Source organism: Micromonospora sp. DT62 (assembly GCF_049847285.1).
Classification (GTDB): Bacteria; Actinomycetota; Actinomycetes; order Mycobacteriales; family Micromonosporaceae; genus Micromonospora; species Micromonospora reichwaldensis.
This window is the reverse complement of the sequence record NZ_JBNCOB010000005.1, coordinates 294,819-312,046: the sequence shown is the minus strand read 5'-3', so window position 1 is coordinate 312,046 and position 17,228 is coordinate 294,819. Positions and strand designations below refer to the sequence as shown.

14 protein-coding genes are annotated in these 17,228 nt (G+C 74.7%); 7 read left to right on the top strand and 7 right to left on the bottom strand.

Going from position 1 to position 17,228, the window contains the following annotated elements; translation table 11 throughout:
• Nucleotide 1: 1 nt before the first annotated feature.
• A complete protein-coding gene (locus ACPXCB_RS10730) occupies nt 2–295 on the bottom strand; it encodes a hypothetical protein (protein WP_425874516.1) in 294 nt (97 codons plus the stop codon).
• 88 nt (nt 296–383) lie between these two features.
• A complete protein-coding gene (locus ACPXCB_RS10725; protein ID WP_425874420.1) occupies nt 384–584 on the bottom strand; it encodes a hypothetical protein in 201 nt (66 codons plus the stop codon).
• Nucleotides 585–774: 190 nt separating this feature from the next.
• Here ACPXCB_RS10725 and ACPXCB_RS10720 point away from each other — a divergent pair, with 190 nt between their 5' ends.
• Both ACPXCB_RS10720 and ACPXCB_RS10715 read left to right on the top strand, forming a co-directional pair.
• Nucleotides 775–975 carry a hypothetical protein gene (locus ACPXCB_RS10720; protein WP_151456671.1) on the top strand — a complete coding sequence of 67 codons (201 nt, stop codon included), beginning with the start codon at nt 775–777 and terminating at the stop codon, nt 973–975.
• Nucleotides 975–1,772 (top strand): site-2 protease family protein, encoded by a 798-nt coding sequence (locus ACPXCB_RS10715; protein ID WP_151456672.1) that lies wholly within the window; start codon nt 975–977, stop codon nt 1,770–1,772. Before ACPXCB_RS10720 ends, ACPXCB_RS10715 begins: the two co-directional genes overlap by 1 nt.
• Nucleotides 1,773–1,887: 115 nt before the next feature.
• On the opposite strand, the gene ACPXCB_RS10710 is transcribed toward ACPXCB_RS10715, so the two are convergent.
• Nucleotides 1,888–2,886, bottom strand: coding sequence for an aldo/keto reductase family protein (locus ACPXCB_RS10710; RefSeq protein ID WP_327029177.1), 999 nt, complete (start codon nt 2,884–2,886; stop codon nt 1,888–1,890).
• 58 nt (nt 2,887–2,944) lie between these two features.
• Entirely contained in the window at nt 2,945–4,699 is a 1,755-nt protein-coding gene (locus ACPXCB_RS10705) for a WG repeat-containing protein (protein ID WP_425874418.1), read from the bottom strand.
• Between the two features lie 4,504 nt (nt 4,700–9,203).
• Between ACPXCB_RS10705 and ACPXCB_RS10700 the strand changes: the two genes are divergently transcribed.
• Genes ACPXCB_RS10700 through ACPXCB_RS10690 form a run of 3 tightly spaced genes read left to right on the top strand, consistent with a single transcriptional unit; the run spans nt 9,204 to nt 11,822 of the window.
• Nucleotides 9,204–10,055, top strand: coding sequence for an ABC transporter permease (locus tag ACPXCB_RS10700; protein ID WP_425874416.1), 852 nt, complete (start codon nt 9,204–9,206; stop codon nt 10,053–10,055).
• The gene (locus tag ACPXCB_RS10695; RefSeq protein ID WP_425874414.1) at nt 10,048–10,863 is read left to right on the top strand and encodes an ABC transporter permease; all 816 of its coding nucleotides are present in this window, start codon (nt 10,048–10,050) and stop codon (nt 10,861–10,863) included. Before ACPXCB_RS10700 ends, ACPXCB_RS10695 begins: the two co-directional genes overlap by 8 nt.
• Nucleotides 10,860–11,822, top strand: a complete 963-nt coding sequence (locus ACPXCB_RS10690; RefSeq protein WP_425874412.1) for an ABC transporter ATP-binding protein — start codon at nt 10,860–10,862, stop codon at nt 11,820–11,822. Before ACPXCB_RS10695 ends, ACPXCB_RS10690 begins: the two co-directional genes overlap by 4 nt.
• Before the next feature lie 82 nt (nt 11,823–11,904).
• On the opposite strand, the gene ACPXCB_RS10685 is transcribed toward ACPXCB_RS10690, so the two are convergent.
• The 3 genes from ACPXCB_RS10685 to nadA form a co-directional block, all read right to left on the bottom strand.
• Nucleotides 11,905–12,513: a DUF3043 domain-containing protein gene (locus ACPXCB_RS10685; protein ID WP_151456662.1), complete on the bottom strand. Its 609-nt coding sequence runs from the start codon at nt 12,511–12,513 to the stop codon at nt 11,905–11,907.
• A gap of 73 nt (nt 12,514–12,586) precedes the next feature.
• Nucleotides 12,587–13,942 carry a UDP-N-acetylglucosamine 1-carboxyvinyltransferase gene (gene murA / locus ACPXCB_RS10680; protein WP_151456661.1) on the bottom strand — a complete coding sequence of 452 codons (1,356 nt, stop codon included), beginning with the start codon at nt 13,940–13,942 and terminating at the stop codon, nt 12,587–12,589.
• Between the two features lie 212 nt (nt 13,943–14,154).
• Entirely contained in the window at nt 14,155–15,354 is a 1,200-nt protein-coding gene (gene nadA / locus ACPXCB_RS10675) for a quinolinate synthase NadA (protein ID WP_425874411.1), read from the bottom strand.
• Nucleotides 15,355–15,422: 68 nt separating this feature from the next.
• Here nadA and ACPXCB_RS10670 point away from each other — a divergent pair, with 68 nt between their 5' ends.
• Nucleotides 15,423–16,562 (top strand): glycerate kinase, encoded by a 1,140-nt coding sequence (locus tag ACPXCB_RS10670; protein ID WP_425874511.1) that lies wholly within the window; start codon nt 15,423–15,425, stop codon nt 16,560–16,562.
• A 163-nt stretch (nt 16,563–16,725) separates the two neighbouring features.
• On the top strand, nt 16,726–17,094 hold the full coding sequence (erpA, locus tag ACPXCB_RS10665) for an iron-sulfur cluster insertion protein ErpA (RefSeq protein ID WP_007072244.1): 369 nt from the start codon (nt 16,726–16,728) through the stop codon (nt 17,092–17,094).
• Nucleotides 17,095–17,228 lie beyond the last annotated feature (134 nt).

The following is a 17,228-nucleotide window of genomic DNA, read 5'->3' as shown; positions in this document are numbered from 1 at the left end:
CTCAGCGGCTGACCGTCGACGTACTCCTGACCAGGTAGTCGACCTGGCTGCCGTCGTCGAGGACGGACCGGCCGACGTCGTGCACGGCGACCACGCCCGGGTGGCGCAGCGCCGCCAGCATCCGCGCCTCCGCCCGGAACCGGGCCGTGAACTCGGGATCCGCGCTCAACGCCGGCAGCAGCGCCTTCACCGCCACCGTACGTTCCAGCATGAGGTCGGTGCACCGCCAGACCGCGCCCATGCCGCCGATCGCCACCCGGTACCGGTCGCTGAGCACCACTCCCCGAGTAAGCACCGCGACACCGTACCGGCCCGGCGGAGCGGGACGGGCCGCCCGGCGGGGCGGCGGAGCGGGGCTGAACGCCCGGCGGGGCGGGGGCGGACTACCGGGGTGTCTGGTACTGGAAGTCGTTGGGGTTGACCGCCGCCGGCTTCGGGTCCTCCTGCCAGGCGCCCTCCCCGGGGCGGGCGACGAGGGCGTCCAGCAGGTCCTCCCGTTCCATGTGCGCGGCCCCCAGGATGCCGCCGCGTACCGCCATCGCCCGCAACGCCTCGGTGTCCTTGTCGTGCAGCGGTTCGTCCATCGTCGCCTCCTCCAGGCCCGTCGGCGGTCGGCGACCGCCCCGTCGCGCGTCAGGAGGCCCATACCCGGACAGGGGCCGGGAAACCCTGCGCCGCCCGCCCGGCGTACGGATGTCGGGCCGCCCCGCGCCCGGCCGACTACGCTGGCGGGGGTTCGTCCCAAGGGACATCAGCGGCGAGGGGAGACGCGGCATGGCGTGGAGCTGGCGGTACGAGGGCGCGAACGGTGAGTCGGTCGAGGGGCCGGCGGAGTCGTTCAGCAGCCAGGCGGACGCCGAGTCCTGGATCGGTCAGGCCTGGCGGGAGCTCGCGGCGTCCGGCGTCACCTCGGTCACGCTCGTGGAGGACGACCGGGTGGACTACCGCATGAGCCTGCTGCCTCCGGCGGAGTGATGGCCGGCGACCGCCCGGGGGGCGAGCCGTTGGTGCTCGGCGTGCCCCGGGCGGCGTTCCGGCCCAGCCCCGTCTTCCTCGCCCTGGTCGCGCTCTTCGTGACCAGCGGGGTGCTCACCTGGAACGGGTTCGGCAACGTCCGGCTCGACGTGTTCCTCTTCGTCGTGTCCGGCTGGCTGGTCTCGCTCTGCCTGCACGAGTACGCCCACGCCGTCGTCGCCTACCGGGCCGGCGACCGCAGCGTCGCCCACCGGGGCTACCTGACGCTCAACCCGCTGAAGTACAGCCACCCGCTGCTGTCGATCGGGCTGCCCGTGGTGGTCGTGCTGCTCGGCGGCATCGGCCTGCCCGGCGGGGCGGTCTGGGTGGACCGGCACGCCATCCCGGGGCGGCTGCGGCACACCCTGGTCAGCCTCGCGGGCCCGGCCACCAACGTGCTGTTCACGCTGGTGCTGGTGCTCGCCGTACGCCTCGGGGCGGCCGGCGGCGGGCCGGTCGAGTTCTGGGCGGCCGTGGCGCTGCTGGCGTTCCTCCAGCTCACCGCGAGCGTGCTCAACCTGCTCCCGGTGCCCGGCCTCGACGGCGGCAACATGATCCAGCCGTGGCTGAACCCGCAGTGGCGCAGGATGTACGACCTGTTCGCCCCGTTCGGCTTCATCCTGCTGTTCGCGCTGCTGTGGAACCCGCGGATCGGCGGCTGGTTCTTCGACGCGGTCTTCGCCGTCGGCGACTTCCTCGGCCTGCCCCCGTGGCTCTACGCCCTCGGCCTGGACCTGATCCGCTTCTGGCAGGGCTGACCGCGCGCCCGCCGGCACGACCCGCGCCCGCCGGCACGGTCCGGCCCGCCGGCCCGTGGTGGCGCGGTCCGGCCCGGGTGGCCCGTGGTGTGGGGCCGGCCCGGGCCGGGACGCGTCACGGGCGCTCGGCGGGAGACTCCGTGCGGGCCGGGTCGCGCTCGACGATCGGGTCGACGATCTCGTCGATCGCCTTGAGCAGCTCGGCGTCGAGCTTCACGCCGGCCGCCTTGACGTTGTCGTGCACCTGCTCCGGGCGGGAGGCGCCGACGATCGCCGAGGAGACGTTCGGGTTCTGCAACACCCAGGCGACGGCGAGCTGCGCCATGCTCAGCCCGGCCTGCTCGGCCAGCGGCTTGAGCCGCTGCACCCGGGTCAGCACCTCGTCGGTCATGAACCGGGAGATGAAGCCCGCGCCCGACTTCTCGTCGGTGGCCCGGGAGCCGGCCGGCGGCGGCTGGCCCGGCAGGTACTTGCCCGACAGCACGCCCTGCGCGATCGGCGACCAGACGATCTGCCCGATGCCCAGCTCCTCGCTGGTGGGGACGACCTCGGACTCGATGACCCGCCAGAGCATCGAGTACTGCGGCTGGTTGGAGACCAGCGGGATGTGCAGCTCACGGGCGAGCTGGTGGGCCGCGCGGATCTCCGACGCCTTCCACTCGGAGACGCCGATGTAGAGCGCCTTGCCGGAGTGCACGACGTCGGCGAACGCCTCCATCGTCTCCTCCAGCGGCGTGCTGTGGTCGTACCGGTGGGCCTGGTAGAGGTCCACGTAGTCGGTGCGCAGCCGGCGCAGCGAGCCGTTGATCGACTCCATGATGTGCTTGCGGGACAGGCCCCGGTCGTTGCGGCCCGGCCCCGTGGGCCAGTACACCTTGGTGAAGATCTCCAGCCCCTCGCGCCGCTCGCCCTCCAGCGCGCGGCCCAGCACGTCCTCGGCGCGGGTGCCCGCGTACACGTCGGCCGTGTCGAAGGTGGTGATGCCGGCGTCCAGGGCGGCCCGGACGCAGGCGAACGCCGCGTCCTCCTCGACCTGCGAGCCGTGGGTGATCCAGTTGCCGTACGAGATCTCGCTGACCATCAGGCCGGAACGGCCCAGGTGACGGAATTCCATGAGTCGACCCTAGCCCGTTCGGATCATGCCCACCCCTCGTGGCGGGCCTCCGTGTCGCTCAGAGCACGGGGCTGGTGTCGACGAGCAGCCGCTCGATCTCGGCGACGACCTCGTCGCGGTCGCGGTGCACCGGCTCGATGAGCGGCTCGCCCCGTCGGTCGAGTGCGCCCCAGCGGCCCGTGCCGTCGCCGACCAGGAACGCGACCGGGTGGACGACCAGCGCCGGATAGCTGGGCGCCACCAGCACCTTCCCGGCCCGGTTCACCACGCCGCGCCGGCCGGCCACCTCCACCACGGCCAGCCCCTCCTCGGTGAAGCCGTCGACGTACCGGCCGTCGGCCAGGACGGTGGCGAACCCGTGGTGCCGGGTGGGCACCACGATCCGGCCGTTGCGGTCGACCGCGCCCCAGCCGTCGCGGCGGACCACGGCCACGCCGCGTTGGAACGGGCGTACGTCCGCGAAGCCGTGCGGCACGACCACCTCGCCGGTGGCGTCGATCGCCACCCAGCCGGCGTCGCCGCCGTCGGACACCCAGGCCAGCCCGTCGGAGAACGAGCGGACCACCGGGTACGACGGTTCGAGCACCGTGGCGCCGGCGCGGTCAATGAGCGACCACCGCTCGGTCTCGGGGCGCCGCACCCAGGCCAGCCCGTCGCGGAACGGCTGCGCCTCCGCGTACCCGGCCGCGATGACCAGGTCGCCGTCCGGGTCGGAGAAACCCCACAGGTCGCCGTCGCGGGCCGGCATCGGGGGCCGGTCACGCTCCAGCACGTCCTCGCGGCTGCGCGGGTACGGCCCGAAGCCTGTCTCCGCGACCCGCTCCGCCACCGCGTCCAGGCTCAGCCGGATGCGGGCCTGCAACTCGGGGTCCTCGGTGCCACGCAGGTCCAGGGCGCGCTCGAAGTGGTGACACGCCTCCATCAGCCGACCCTGGTCGTAGCAGGACCGCCCGGCGTGCTCGTGCAGCACCGCGCGCAGCCGCTGGGGCAACTCCGTGGAGTTCGCCTCGGCGAAGAGCCGGTCGGCCTCGACGAACTCGCCGCGCCAGCGCAACACGTGCGCCAGCCGCGCCTGGGCCACCGCCGTACGCCGCAGCTCCCCGGTGGCCTCGGCGTAGGTGAGCGCGAGCCGACCGTCCGCGAGGGCGTCGTCCAGTTCGCCGAGAATCCGGGACACCACCGCCCGCAGGCTGAGCAGTCGGGCGCGCGACTTGTTGTCCACGGCCGCGCCCAGCTTCTCGGTCAGCCGCCGCCGGATCGTCCGGAACTCGTCCGGCTCTTCCACGACCTCCCGCAGGGTGGCCGGATCGAGCCGCCACCGGTAGCTCGCCAGGACCTGCTCCGGATCGCCCTGCGCCACGCTCTGGTGCCCGGCGTCCCGCGACCCGACGGGCATCCCGCCGGCCCGCGGTCCGATGGTGTTCGGTTCGGTGGCCCCTGGTCCGGCGTCCCGTGGTCCGGCGGCCCGTGGTCCGGCGATGCTCGGGTGGGTGGGCCGTGGTTCGGCGGCGCTCGGGTGGGTGGCCAGTGGTCCGGCCGTGCTCGGTTGGCTGGTCCGTGGTCCGGTGGTGCTCGGTTCGGTGGCCAGTGGTCCGGTGGTGCTCGGTTCGGTGGTCCGTGATTCGGCGGCGCTCGCTCCGACGGTGTGGGGTTCGGTGGTGTTCGTTGCGGCGATGTCTGGCTCGGCGGTGCGGGGCGCGGAGGTCCGCTCCGCGCTCGTCGATGGCACCTGCCCACCGAGCGGTGCGGCGGCGAGCGGCGTGGCGATGGAGGGCGCGGCGTCGGGCGAGGCGGCGACAGGCGGCGTGGACACCGGCTGCGCCGACGGCTCGGAGGCGGGCGGTACCGGCGAGGCGTCCGTGGGCGGTGCCGAGGCCGTCGGCGGCGCGGAAACGGGCCGGGCCGGCACGAGGCCTGCGGCGGATGCGGAAACGGGCTGCGGTGCCTGCGACGACGCGCCAGGGACGATGGGCGGGGGCGGCGCCGACGCGGCGGGCGGAGCGGAGACCGGCTCGCCCGGCGGGGCCGCCCCCGCGTCGGCCTGTGGCGCGGCAGCGGCGGACGCGTCCTGCGCAGGCACGTACGGATCTGACGCGACGGGCGGCCCTGAAACAGGCGGTACCGGCGCCGCGGCGATGGGCCGGGCTGGTGGCGCGGAGACAGGACGCGGGTCCGGTGGCGCGGAGACCTGCTGGGCGGCTGGCACGGAGACCTGCTGGGCCGGTGGCGCGGAGACCTGCTGGGCGGCTGGCACGGCGATGGGCCGGGTTGGTGACGGGGAGGTCTGCTGGGTTGGCGGCGCGTCGATGGGCTGGGCCGGTGGCGCGGAGACCGGACGCGGGGCCGGTGCGGCCGGGACCGGCTCGCTCGTTCCGGCCGTCGGCCCGACGACAGAACCCGCCCGGGACACCTCCGTCGGCTCGGCCGGAGGGCCGGCGACGGGGGAAACCGGTGGTGTGGACCCCGGTGCCACAGCACCAACGGGCGAAGCGGACACGGGACGCGGATCGGCCGCGGTGGGTGGAACACCATGGGTGTCAAAAGCCTTCGGTGACAACCATGGTGTTCCACCGGTGGGCGTAGCCGGGTCGTTCGGCACCCGCTCGACCGGTCCGAGCGTGGGAGTCGTGGCGTGCCCGTCCATGCGCGGGGCCGCTGTGTCCGTGTCCGCCGCGTTCGGGTAGGGCGGCGGCGCTGATTCGTACTGTGCCGCTGCGTTCGGGGCGGTTCCATTCGCCGCAACGGGTTCGGGCACGGCCGGCTGTGCCTGGGCTGCTGCCGTCAGTGCTTCCGGCATCGGCCGTACGACCGGCGCCGCAACCTGCGGGCCGGACGGTGGCGCCGACACGGGCCGGGCAGGAGTTGCGGAGACCGGGCGCGGCGCGGGCGACGCGGAGTTGGTCTGTCCGGGAGGCGCGGAGACGGGCGCTGCGGAGACCGGCTGCTCCGGCGGTACGACGACCGACGGCGGGTCCGCCGGAGTCGGTTCCTGAACGGTCGGCGGCGTCGGGACGGCCGGCGCAGGGGACGCCGGGGCAGGCGCGGGGGCCGGGCCGGCGGGCGGACCGGACACCGGGTCGGGCGCGGAAGGCGCCGGCACAGCGGGCGAAACGTGTACCGGCTCGGGAAGGGTGGACGCGGGCGATGCCAGCCCAGCGGGCGGACCGGACACCTGCTCGGATAGCGAGGACGCGGGTGGTGCCGGCGCTGGGGCCGGTACGACCCGTGGGCCGGATGCCGGTGGGCTGGCCGGCAGGACCGGGGCCGATTCCGCCGGGGCGACCTCGGTCGGCGGCTCCGGGTGGTCGTGAGACGGTGACGTGGATCTCGCCGACGACGAGGCAGGTTTGGGTGAGGCGGCACCGCCGTCGGGAGGATTCGGGACCGACCCGTCGAAGCCCCGGTTCCGCACCTCTACGCCCGACGCGCTGTGGGGAGTCGACACGCCACTTGCAGCCACCGTGCCGCTTGGTGCCGTACCGCTCGGGGCCGGCGCCTCGCTGGATGCCGCCGCGCCACTCGATGCGGCCGTGCTGCTCGGAGTCGACACGCCGCTCGGAGTCGACAGGCCACCCTGCGCCGCCGTGCTGCGCGGAGTCTCCGGGTCGCCCAAGGGCGACGTGGCGGTCGGGGGAGGCGTGGCGGTCGGAGGCGGCGTGGCGGTCGGGGGCGGGTCAGCCTGGCCGGCGGGCCGAGCCCCGTCCGGCGTGACCGGGGCAGGTGCCACGGGCCGGGACGGTCGGAACCAGGCGTCCGGTCCGCTCGGGGTGGGTGCCTGGGGAGGCGGCGGGGCGGCCGGTGTGGGCGGGCTGCTGGGCGGTGGCGGGACGTACCGCCTGGGCCTGTCGGGCGCGATGGGCGCCTGCGGTGCCGGGACGTCCTGCCTGGCCGTGCCTGCGGCTCCCGGGTCCTCCGGCGAGCGGTGCGGTGCGGTCGGACGGGTGGCGGACGGCTGCCCGGACGGCGTAGGGGCCGGCGGCTGTGTCACGGACCGGGCTTCGCCGTGCGCGGTGCCGGGGTGCGGCGCCGATGCGTCCGGCCGGGCCGGTCCGGGGTGTGCCGGGGCCGGCCCGGGCATCGTGGCGGCTGTCGCCTGGCGGGCCGGACCGGCCGCGTCGGCGGTCGGCTCCGGGGTCGGACCGGGCACCGCGCTGGCTGTCGCCTGCCGGGCCGCGTCGGTGGTCGTCACCGGGGCCGGGCCGGACACCCTGCTGGCGGTCGCCTCCGGTGCCGGCAGGAACTCCAGGCGCAGTCGGGCGTCGGGAGGCGCCGAGACCGGCGTGGCGTCGTCCTCCGGGGCCGGGCGGGGCGTGCGGCCGGTGGCCGGACCCGCTGGCGGCACCGGCCGCCCGACCACCTCATTCACCGGACCCGCCGGCGACACCGGGTGGCGGACGTCCGGGGTTGCCGGCGAGACCGGGCGGTTGACGGTCGGACCTGCCGGCGACACCGGGGTCGGGGCGGGACCCGCCGGCGACGTCTGCCCGGAAAGGGGCCCGGCGGGTGACACCGGTCCGGTGACCGGACCGGCAGGCGAGACAGGACCGGACAGGGGACCGGCAGGCGACACCGGCCGACCGTGGACCGGTGCGGTCGGGTCGGGCCGGTCGGAGCGTGGCAGGTCGCGGGCCGGCGCGGGGGAGACGGGGCGGCCCGCCGGTCCGGGGGCCGGCGGCCCGGACGTCGTCGGGGCACCGTAGGTGGGGGATTGCGGCCGTTGGTCGTACCCGGGCGGGAGCGGCGGGGTCGCGGCGTCCTGGGGGCGGTCGGCCGGTCGCCGGTGCTCGGGGTGGGCTTCGGCGCGCCGCGCCGCGTTCCGGTCGGAACCGGGCCGCAGGGGGCCGGCCGGTGGCCAGGGCAGGCCGCCGTCCTGCTGCGGGTACCCCCGGTACGCCTCGGCCTGGCGAGGGGCGTCGGGCCGGGCAACCCCGCGCGGTCCCCGCTCCGGGTACGTCTCGGCACGCGCCGCCTCGTGCGCCCGCCGGCGCTCGTCCGGCTCCTGCTGCCGCCGCTGGCCGTCCGGAGGCGCCTGCTGCCCGGCGGGAGCCCGGTCGGGGCGCGGCCACCCGTCGGCGGGTACGCCGGCCTCATGGCCCCGTCCGCCAGCGCCGCGGTCCCACTGCGAGTCGGCGGAGCGCTCCGGCTGCGGGGCGGCCGAACGCCCCCACTGAGAGTCGGCGGGACGCTCCCGCTGGCCGTCGGAAGGACGCTCACGCTGGCCGTCGGCCGGACGCTCCCGCTGCGCGTCGGAAGGACGCTCCCGCTGCGCGTCGACCGGACGCTCCCGTTGCCCGTCGGAGGGGCGGGGCTCCGGGGCCGGGGCCGCCCACTGGTAGCGGGGCCGGTGCCCGTCCCCGTCCGCCTGGCGGTCGTCGACGGTCTCTGCTCGGCGGTCGTGGCCGGACGCGGCGGGACGGTCGTGAACGCGCCCGGGCCGGTGGTCGTGGCCCGGGTCCGGCCGGCGGTCGTAGCCGGTGTCCGGGCGCTCGTACGCCGCGGGGCGGCGGGGCGGCGCGTCCTCGTCGGGCTCCGGGAGCCAGCCCGGCTCGGGCCGGCCGGCGGGGGAGACGGGACGGTCCCGCCCGGCCGGCTCGTACCGGGGGGTGCGGCTGTCGTAGCGGTCGGGACCGGTGTGGTCGCGCTGTCGGGGGGAGTCGACGGGCCGGCCGGGGGCGTCGAACTGACCCCGGTCGTTGCGGTGCGGCGGCTCCTGTCGGGGCGGCCACTGCCGGTCGTCCGGCCGGCGCGGCTCGGCGGGCGGGCGTCGGTACGACTCGTCGCCGTACCGACGCGCGTCGGGGCCGTCCGGTTGGCCGTGCCACGCGTCCTGCCGACCGGGCCGCCCGTCGGGCAGGTCGTCCCACGACCGGCCGATGTAGGTCCCGTCCGGGCGGGTGGGCGCGAGCGGGGGCACCTCGGCCCGGCCCACGGCGGAGCGGCCCCGGGGCGCGGACGGCGCGTGTTCGACGCCGATGTCGCCCGCGTAGCGCTGGCCGGGGAACTGCGGGTGCCACTCGGTGGTGGGCTCGATCATCCAGGCCGGTTCGCCGGAGTCGTGCCAGTGGTCGGAGTAGCGGCTCATCCGGTTGCCCTGTCGCCACGGAGAGTAGGCGGAACGCCCGGAGCCAGCCGCCGGCAAGCGGGCGCGCCCGGGTGCCCGGCTGGCGTCCGTCCGCTCACGGCGGCGCCCCGGTGGCCGGCCCGCGTCCGCTCGCTCACGGCGATGTCACCTCGTTGGAAATTGTCGCGCTGGGCGCTCCACGTGCCGGTAGAGTCGCCCCTCCGGTACGGCGTGGCTGCGGAAGGAGGGTAGCGGCGTGGGCTTGCTCACCGCCACTGTGGCACCGCCCACCGCCCCAAACGTTATCCTATGGTTCCGGACATTTAAGGCTATAACCGGATCAGGGTTCCGACGTTACGCCACGTACCGCCAGGCGTCGGTGGCGGGCATCGTGACCAACACGGTCTTCGGCTTCCTGCGGTGCTACGTCCTGCTCGCGGCGGTCGGCGCGGCCGGCACGGTGGCCGGGTACGACCGGGGGCAGCTCGCCACCTTCGTCTGGGTGGGCCAGGGCCTGCTGGCGGTCGTCCTCCTCTGGGGCTGGACCGAGCTGGCCGACCGGATCCGCACCGGCGACGTCGCCAGCGACCTGCTGCGGCCCGTGCACCCCGTGACCAGCCATCTCGCCGCCGACCTGGGCCGCGCCGGCCACGCCGCGCTGGTCCGGTTCCTGCCGCCGGTGCTGGTCGGGCCGCTCTTCTTCGAGGTCCACGTGCCCCGCCGCTGGGCCACCCTGCCGATCTTCGCGTTCTCCGCCGTCGTGGCCGTGGTCCTCTGCTTCGGCTGCCGGTTCCTGGTCAACGCGACCGCGTACTGGTTGCAGGACGTCCGGGGGCCGGTGATCCTCTGGACCCTCGCGTCGGGCGTACTCGCCGGGCTCTACTTCCCGCTGCGCTTCCTGCCGGAGTGGCTCCAGCTCGTGCTGTGGCTGGGCACCCCCTTCCCGAGCCTGCTCCAGACCCCGCTCGACGTGCTGGTCGAGCGCGACCCAACCGGTGTCCAGTTCGGGCTGGTCGGCCTCCAGCTCGCCTGGGCGGTGCTGATCCTGGCCGCCTGCCGGCTGGTGCAGCGGCGCGCGGAACGCCGCCTGGTGGTGCAGGGTGGCTGAGGCGTCGGGCGGGGCGCTGGCCGCGTACCGGGCGCTGCTCGGCGCGCAGGCACGCGCGCAGACGGCGTACCGGACCTCGTTCGTCATCGACGTGGTCGGCAACGTCGGGTCCACCGTCTTCGACGTGCTGACCGTGCTGGTGATCTTCGGGGTCACCCGGGAGCTGGGCGGTTTCACGCTGCGTGAGACGCTGGTGATCGTCGGCCTCTCGACGTGCGCGTTCGCCGTCGCCGACCTGCTGGTCGGCAACATCGAGCGGCTGCCCCGGTACGTGCGCACCGGGCTCTTCGACGCCGTGCTGGTCCGCCCGCTGGGCGCCCTGCCCCAGCTGCTGCTGATGGACCTGCCGCTGCGCAAGGTGTCCCGGGCGGTCTTCGGGCTCGCCGTGCTGGTCGTCGCGGTCGGCTCCGCCGGCGTCGAGTGGACCCCCGCGCGGGCGCTGCTGGTGGTCCTCGCCCCGCTGGCCGGGGTGGTCTTCTTCGGGTCGGTCTTCGTGGCCACCGCCACCGTTTCGTTCTGGTGGGTCGAGTCGGGTGAGCTGGCCAACTCGGTCACCTACGGCGGGCGGGACTTCACCTCGTACCCGGTCACCGTCTTCGAGGGCTGGTTCCGCGCGGTGTTCGCGTACGGCCTGGGCTTCGCCTTCGTCAGCTACCACCCGGCGCTGGCGCTGCTGGGCCGCGCCGACCCGCTCGGCCTGCCGGCGTGGGTCGGCTGGACCGCGCCGGCCGTCGCGCTGGTCGCGGCCGCCGGGGCGGCGGCGGCTTGGCGCACCGGGGTCCGCCACTACCGGAGTACGGGGTCGTGAGCGACGACGTGATCGTGGCCGACGGGCTGCGCAAGGAGTTCACCGTCCGGGTGCGCACCGGCCGGCTGCGGCGGGAGAAGCGGCGGGTCACCGCCGTCGACGGGATCGACCTGCGGGTGGCCCGGGGCGAGATGCTCGGCTACATCGGGCCCAACGGCGCCGGCAAGTCGACGACGCTCAAGATGTTCACCGGCGTGCTGACGCCCTCCGCCGGCGAGGTACGCGTCTGCGGTCTGCGTCCGGTGGCCGAGCGGACCCGGCTCGCGCTGCGCGTCGGCGTGGTCTTCGGCCAGCGCTCGCAGCTCTGGTGGGACCTGCCGCTGGGCGACTCGTTCGCGCTGCTGCGGCACGTCTACCGGGTGCCGGCCGCCGCGCACGCCGCCCGGCTGCGCCGCTGCCGGAGCCTGCTCGACCTGGATCCGTTCCTGGACACCCCGGTCCGGCAGCTCTCCCTTGGGCAGCGCATGCGCGGCGAGCTGACCGCCGCGCTGCTGCACGGCCCGGAGGTGCTGTTCCTCGACGAGCCCACCATCGGCCTCGACGTGGTCAGCAAGCAGGCGGTCCGCGGCTTCCTCGGCGAGTTGGGCCGGGCCGGGGACACGACGCTGGTGCTCACCACGCACGACCTGGCCGACATCGAGCGGCTCTGCCGGCGCCTGGTGGTGGTCGACCACGGGCGGGTGGTGCACGACGGATCGATCGCCGCGCTGCACGAGCGGTACGGGTCGCGCCGGCTGCTCGTCGCCGACCTGGACGCACCGCTGGCCGCGCCGCCGGTGCTGCCCGGTGCGCCGCTGCACCGGCAGGAGGCCGACGGGCACCGGCTGGTCTTCGCGTTGGAGTCGGCGGGGGTGGCCGAGGTGGTGGCGGCCCTGGCCGGGCTGGGCGCGCTGCGGGACGTCTCGATCGTCGAGCCGGACATCGAGGACGTGGTGGCCCGGCTCTACCGGAGCCGCTGACGCCGCCGCCGGGCCAGCCGCCAGGGCCGTGACGGCGACGGCCCCGTACCGCGCTGCGGTAGGGGCCGTCGGTGCGGCAGGCTCAGACCGGGTCGCCGATGTTCACCCGGGGCGCGGGGGCGCGCATCCGGCGGAACGTGATCGACCGCATGATGGCGTAGAGGTAGAGCGAGCCCATCCGCTGCCCGGTGTTGGGGAAACGCTCCCCGACCAGCTTGCGGATCTTGCGCGAGATCAGGAGCGAGTCGACCACCACACCCAGGGCGAGCGCGCCCCAGAGGATGTTGGAGACCAGGCGGACGACCGGCGGCATCGCGGCGTTCGAGCCGATCAGCACGATCAGCGCCCCACCGAAGAACCAGGTGCCGACCGTACGCCGGGAGTCGACCACGTTGCGGGCCAGCAGCCGCTCCGGGCCGCGGTCGCGGGGGCCGCCCTCACGGCGGAACTCCTCCGCCGCCTCGGCGCGCAGTTGGCGCTTGCGCTCCCGCTGCTCCTCCTTGGTCAACGGCTTGGTGGCCGCGGCCGGCCGGCGGCCGGCGGTCGGCCGCTTCGGGGTGGCCTTGCCCAGCTCCTTCTTGCTCGGGGTGTAGCCCCGGGGCTGGGCAAGCGTGGACTCCTCGTCGGGGGTCACCGGGGTGACGGCCTCGTCGACGAGGTCGGAGGACTTGCGGCGAAACAGCGAGGGCACGCGGAAAGGGTAGCCAAACGACGGCGCCCGGTGCACATCGCGGTGCACCGGGCGCGTACGGGAGTGGTCGACGTTACGGGCGCTCGACGTGCGCGCCCAGGTCGGCCAGCTTCGCCTCGAAGTCCTCGTAGCCCCGGTTGATCAGGTCCACGCCGTAGACCCGGGAGGTGCCCTCGGCGGCCAGCGCGGCGATCAGGTGGCTGAAACCGGCCCGCAGGTCGGGGATGACCAGGTCGGCGGCGTGCAGCTTGCTCGGCCCCGCGATCACCGCCGAGTGCTTGAAGTTGCGCCGGCCGAAGCGGCACGGCGTGCCGCCAAGGCAGTCCCGGTAGACCTGGATGTTGGCGCCCATCGAGTTGAGCGCCTCGGTGTAGCCCAGCCGCTGCTCGTAGACCGTCTCGTGGACGATCGACAGGCCCCGGGCCTGGGTGAGCGCCACGACCAGCGGCTGCTGCCAGTCGGTCATGAAGCCCGGGTGCACGTCGGTCTCCAGCGCCACGGCGTGCAGCTCACCGCCCGGGTGCCAGAACCGGATCCCGCCCTCCTGGCCCGGGTCGCCCAGCTTCGGCGGCCGGGCGTCGGTGACCTCGTACTCGCCGCCGACGGAGCGGAAGATGTTCAGGAAGGTCATCATGTCGGCCTGCTGCGCGCCGAGCACCTCGACGTGGCCGCGGGTGGCCAGCGCCGCCGCCGCCCAGCTCGCCGCCTCGATCCGGTCCGGGATCGGCCGGTGCGTGTAGCCGTGCAGCTTCGGCACACCCTGGATCTCGATGACCCGGTCGGTGTGCACCTTGATGATCGCGCCCATCTTCTGCAGGATGCAGATCAGGTCGATGATCTCCGGCTCCACCGCGGCGTTGCGCAGCTCGGTGACGCCCTCGGCCATCACGGCCGTCAGCAGCACCTGCTCGGTCGCGCCGACGCTCGGGTACGGCAGGGCGAACTTGGTGCCGTGCAGCCCGTTCGGCGCCGACAGGTGCAGCCCCTCCGGGGTCTTCTCGACCGTCGCACCGAACTCCCGCAGCGCCTGGAGGTGGAAGTCGATCGGGCGCGGCCCGATGTGGCAGCCCCCCAGGTCGGGGATGAAGGCGTGGCCGAGGCGGTGCAGCAGCGGCCCGCAGAAGAGGATCGGGATCCGGCTGGAGCCCGCGTGCACGTTGATCTGGTCCGTGCTGGCGCTCTCCACGTTCGCCGGGTCGAAGACGAGCTCGCCGTCCTCCCCGCCGTCGGTGACCTTGACCCCGTGCAGGCCGAGCAGGCCCCGGACCACCTCGACGTCGCGGATCTTCGGTACGTCGTACAGTCGGCTCGGGCTGTCACCCAGCAGCGCGGCGACCATCGCCTTCGAGACCAGGTTCTTCGCGCCGCGCACGCGGATCCGCCCTTCGAGCGGGGTCCCTCCGTGTACGACCAGGACGTCGTCGGTCAACGCAACCTCCAGCGCGTCGGTGCTGCCGTGTTGATGGTGGGGTCCGCGATTGTCTTCGCTACCCGGAATGCGGCCATGTCGAAACGGCCCGCGTGAGTCGTCGCACCGGCAGCATAGCCCTCGGTGACGATCATGGACCCGGTCACATCGCCCCTGAGGGTACTTATCGGTGATCGGACCCTTTTCCGTGCCAATGCCGCTACGGACGGTGATCAGCCCGCTGCCGGCGGCGGGGTGTCGGCACCGGGCAGGGCCAGCATCTTCTCCAGCGCCACCCGGGCGTGGTGCGCGGTGTCCGGGTCGACGGTGATCTGGTTGACCAGCCGGCCGGCCACCAGCTCCTCCAGCGCCCAGACCAGGTGGGGCAGGTCGATCCGGTTCATGGTCGAGCAGTAGCAGACGGCCTTGTCCAGGAACATGATCTGCTTGTCCGGGTGGGCCAGCGCGAGCCGGCGGACCAGGTTCAGCTCGGTGCCTACCGCCCAGGCCGAGCCGGCCGGGGCCGCCTCGATGGCCTTGATGATGTATTCCGTCGAACCGACGAAGTCGGCGGCGGTGACCACCTCGTGCCGGCACTCCGGGTGGACCAGCACGTTCACGCCCGGCACCCGCTCCCGCACGTCGTCGACGCTGTCCAGCGTGAAGCGGCCATGCACCGAGCAGTGCCCGCGCCACAGGATCATCCGCGCGTCACGCAGCTGCTCCGGGGTGAGCCCGCCGTTGGGCTTGTGCGGGTCGTAGAGGACGCAGTCGTCCAGCGAGAAGCCCATCTCCAGCACCGCCGTGTTGCGACCCAGGTGCTGGTCGGGGAAGAAGAAGACCTTCGACCCCTGCTCGTACGCCCACTCCAGCGCCCGCTTCGCGTTCGAGGAGGTGCAGACCACGCCGCCGTTGCGGCCGACGAAGCCCTTGATGTCCGCCGAGGAGTTCATGTACGTCACCGGGACGGTCTCCGCCGCGATGCCCAGTTCGGTGAGCACGTCCCAGGCGGTCTCGACCTGCGACAGCACCGCCATGTCCGCCATCGAGCAACCGGCGGCCAGGTCGGGCAGGATGACCTTCTGCGCGTCCGAGGTGAGGATGTCGGCGCTCTCGGCCATGAAGTGCACGCCGCAGAAGACGATGTACTCCGCGTCGGGCCGGGCCGCCGCCTCGCGGGCCAGCTTGAACGAGTCACCGGTCACGTCGGCGAACTGGATCACCTCGTCGCGCTGGTAGTGGTGCCCCAGCACGAAGACCTTGCTGCCCAGCGCCGCCTTCGCCGCCGTCGCCCGGGCCACCAGGTCCGGGTCGCTGGGCGCCGGCAGGTCGCCCGGACACTCGACGCCGCGCTCCGTGGCGGGGTCGCTGCCCCGGCCGAGCAGCAGCAGTGCCGTCGCGGTGTTGGAGGGTTCCACCCAGGTCGAAGTCACGTGCCCCATGGTCCCACAGCGCGGCCTCGGCGCAGCCTCCAGCGGTGTGTGCTGCCACACTGCTCGACATGCGCGTGCTGCTCTGTCCGGACAAGTTCGCCGGCACCCTGCCGGCCCCGCAGGTCGCCGACGCCGTGGCCACCGGCTGGCGGGAGGTCGCGCCCGGCGACGACCTGCTCGTGCGGCCCCTGTCGGACGGTGGGCCGGGCTTCATCGACGTGCTCTCCGACGCCCTCGGCGGGCGCCGGATCCCGGTGCCGACCGTCGACCCGCTGGGCCGCCCGACGGCCGGTGAGATCCTGCTCACCGACGACGGTGCGACCGCCTGGCTGGAGAGCGCCCAGGCGTGCGGGCTGCACCTGCTCGACGCGGCCGAGCGGGACCCGAAGACCACCTCCTCGTACGGGCTGGGGGTGCTGGTGGCCGCCGCCGTGGAGGCCGGCGCCCGGACGGTCGTGATCGGGCTGGGCGGCTCCGGCACCAACGACGGCGGCGCGGGCATGCTCACCGCGCTCGGCGTGACCCCGCTGGACGCCACCGGCCAGGCACTGCCGTACGGCGGGGGCGCGCTCGGCGCGGCGGACGCCCTCGACGGCACGCCCCGGCTGCGCGACGCCCGCCTGGTGGCCGCCACCGACGTGGACAACCCGCTGCTCGGGCTGCACGGGGCCAGCAACGTGTTCGGCCCGCAGAAGGGCGCCGACCGGGCCGACGTGCTGCTGCTCGACGCCGCGCTGGAGCGCTTCGCCGCCGTGCTGGAGCGCGACCTGCCCGGCTGCCCCGAACGGCTGGGCGCGCTGCCCGGCGGCGGTGCGGCCGGCGGGCTGGGCGCGGCCGTCCTGGCGCTGGGCGGGCACTGCGAGTCGGGCATCGGCCTGGTCACCCGGGCGATCGGGCTGGACGTCACGCTCGACGAGGTCGACCTGGTGATCACCGGGGAGGGCTCGTTCGACCACCAGTCGCTGCGCGGCAAGGTGGTGGCCGGGGTGGCCGGCGCCGCCCGGGACCGGGGCGTGCCCTGCGTGGTGGTCGCGGGCCGGGTGAGCACCGGGCGGCGGGAGGCCGGGGCGGCCGGGGTGACCGACGCGTACAGCCTGGTGGAGCACTTCGGGGGCGAGGAACGCGGCGGGCTGGCCGCCGCGATGGAGCGCCCGGCCGAGGGGCTGCGGGCGCTCGGCACCCGGCTCGCCCGGCAGTGGAGCCGCTGACCACGGCCCGTGCGGGGGCACGCCGGGCGGCGGCCCTGGTCACGCCGGACGGGTGGGGCCGGCCGTGGCGGCGTACCATCGGATCTGGACCACACCGGGAATGGCTGGGCGACAGGAGATGTTGGCCAGTGCGTCCGGACCCAACCGCGCAGGGAGATTTCACGTGACCACGCCAGCGCAGACCGAGTCGACCGAGGCCAAGGCCCCCACGTCCGTCGTCCTCACCGACGTCGCGGCGCAGAAGGTCAAGGCCCTGATCGAGCAGGAGGGCCGCGACGACCTGCGGCTCCGGGTCGCCGTGCAGCCGGGTGGCTGCTCCGGCCTGCGGTACCAGCTCTTCTTCGACGAGCGGTCGCTCGACGGTGACGTCGTCACCGACTACGACGGTGTCGAGGTCGTCGTCGACCGGATGAGCGCCCCCTACCTGACCGGCGCCACCATCGACTTCGCCGACCGGATCGACGCCCAGGGCTTCACCATCGACAACCCCAACGCGGGCAACTCCTGCGCCTGCGGTGACTCGTTCAGCTGAGCCAGACCTCCGCTGACCACGGCGGGGCCGTCCTCCGGGGCGGCCCCGCCGTTGTCTTCCGGTCGGGAACGAGCCGTCGGGAAGATGACCCGGGGCCGACCGACCGGTCATCCTGAGGGGGCCGGGCCGGTAGG

Excerpts from the sequence above, each read along its gene's own strand:
- ACPXCB_RS10725 (WP_425874420.1), bottom strand. The coding sequence starts at position 584 with ATGGACGAACCGCTGCACGACAAGGACACCGAGGCGTTGCGGGCGATG.
- ACPXCB_RS10720 (WP_151456671.1), top strand. The coding sequence starts at position 775 with ATGGCGTGGAGCTGGCGGTACGAGGGCGCGAACGGTGAGTCGGTCGAG.
- ACPXCB_RS10715 (WP_151456672.1), top strand. The coding sequence starts at position 975 with ATGGCCGGCGACCGCCCGGGGGGCGAGCCGTTGGTGCTCGGCGTGCCC.
- ACPXCB_RS10710 (WP_327029177.1), bottom strand. The coding sequence starts at position 2,886 with ATGGAATTCCGTCACCTGGGCCGTTCCGGCCTGATGGTCAGCGAGATC.
- ACPXCB_RS10670 (WP_425874511.1), top strand. The coding sequence starts at position 15,423 with ATGCGCGTGCTGCTCTGTCCGGACAAGTTCGCCGGCACCCTGCCGGCC.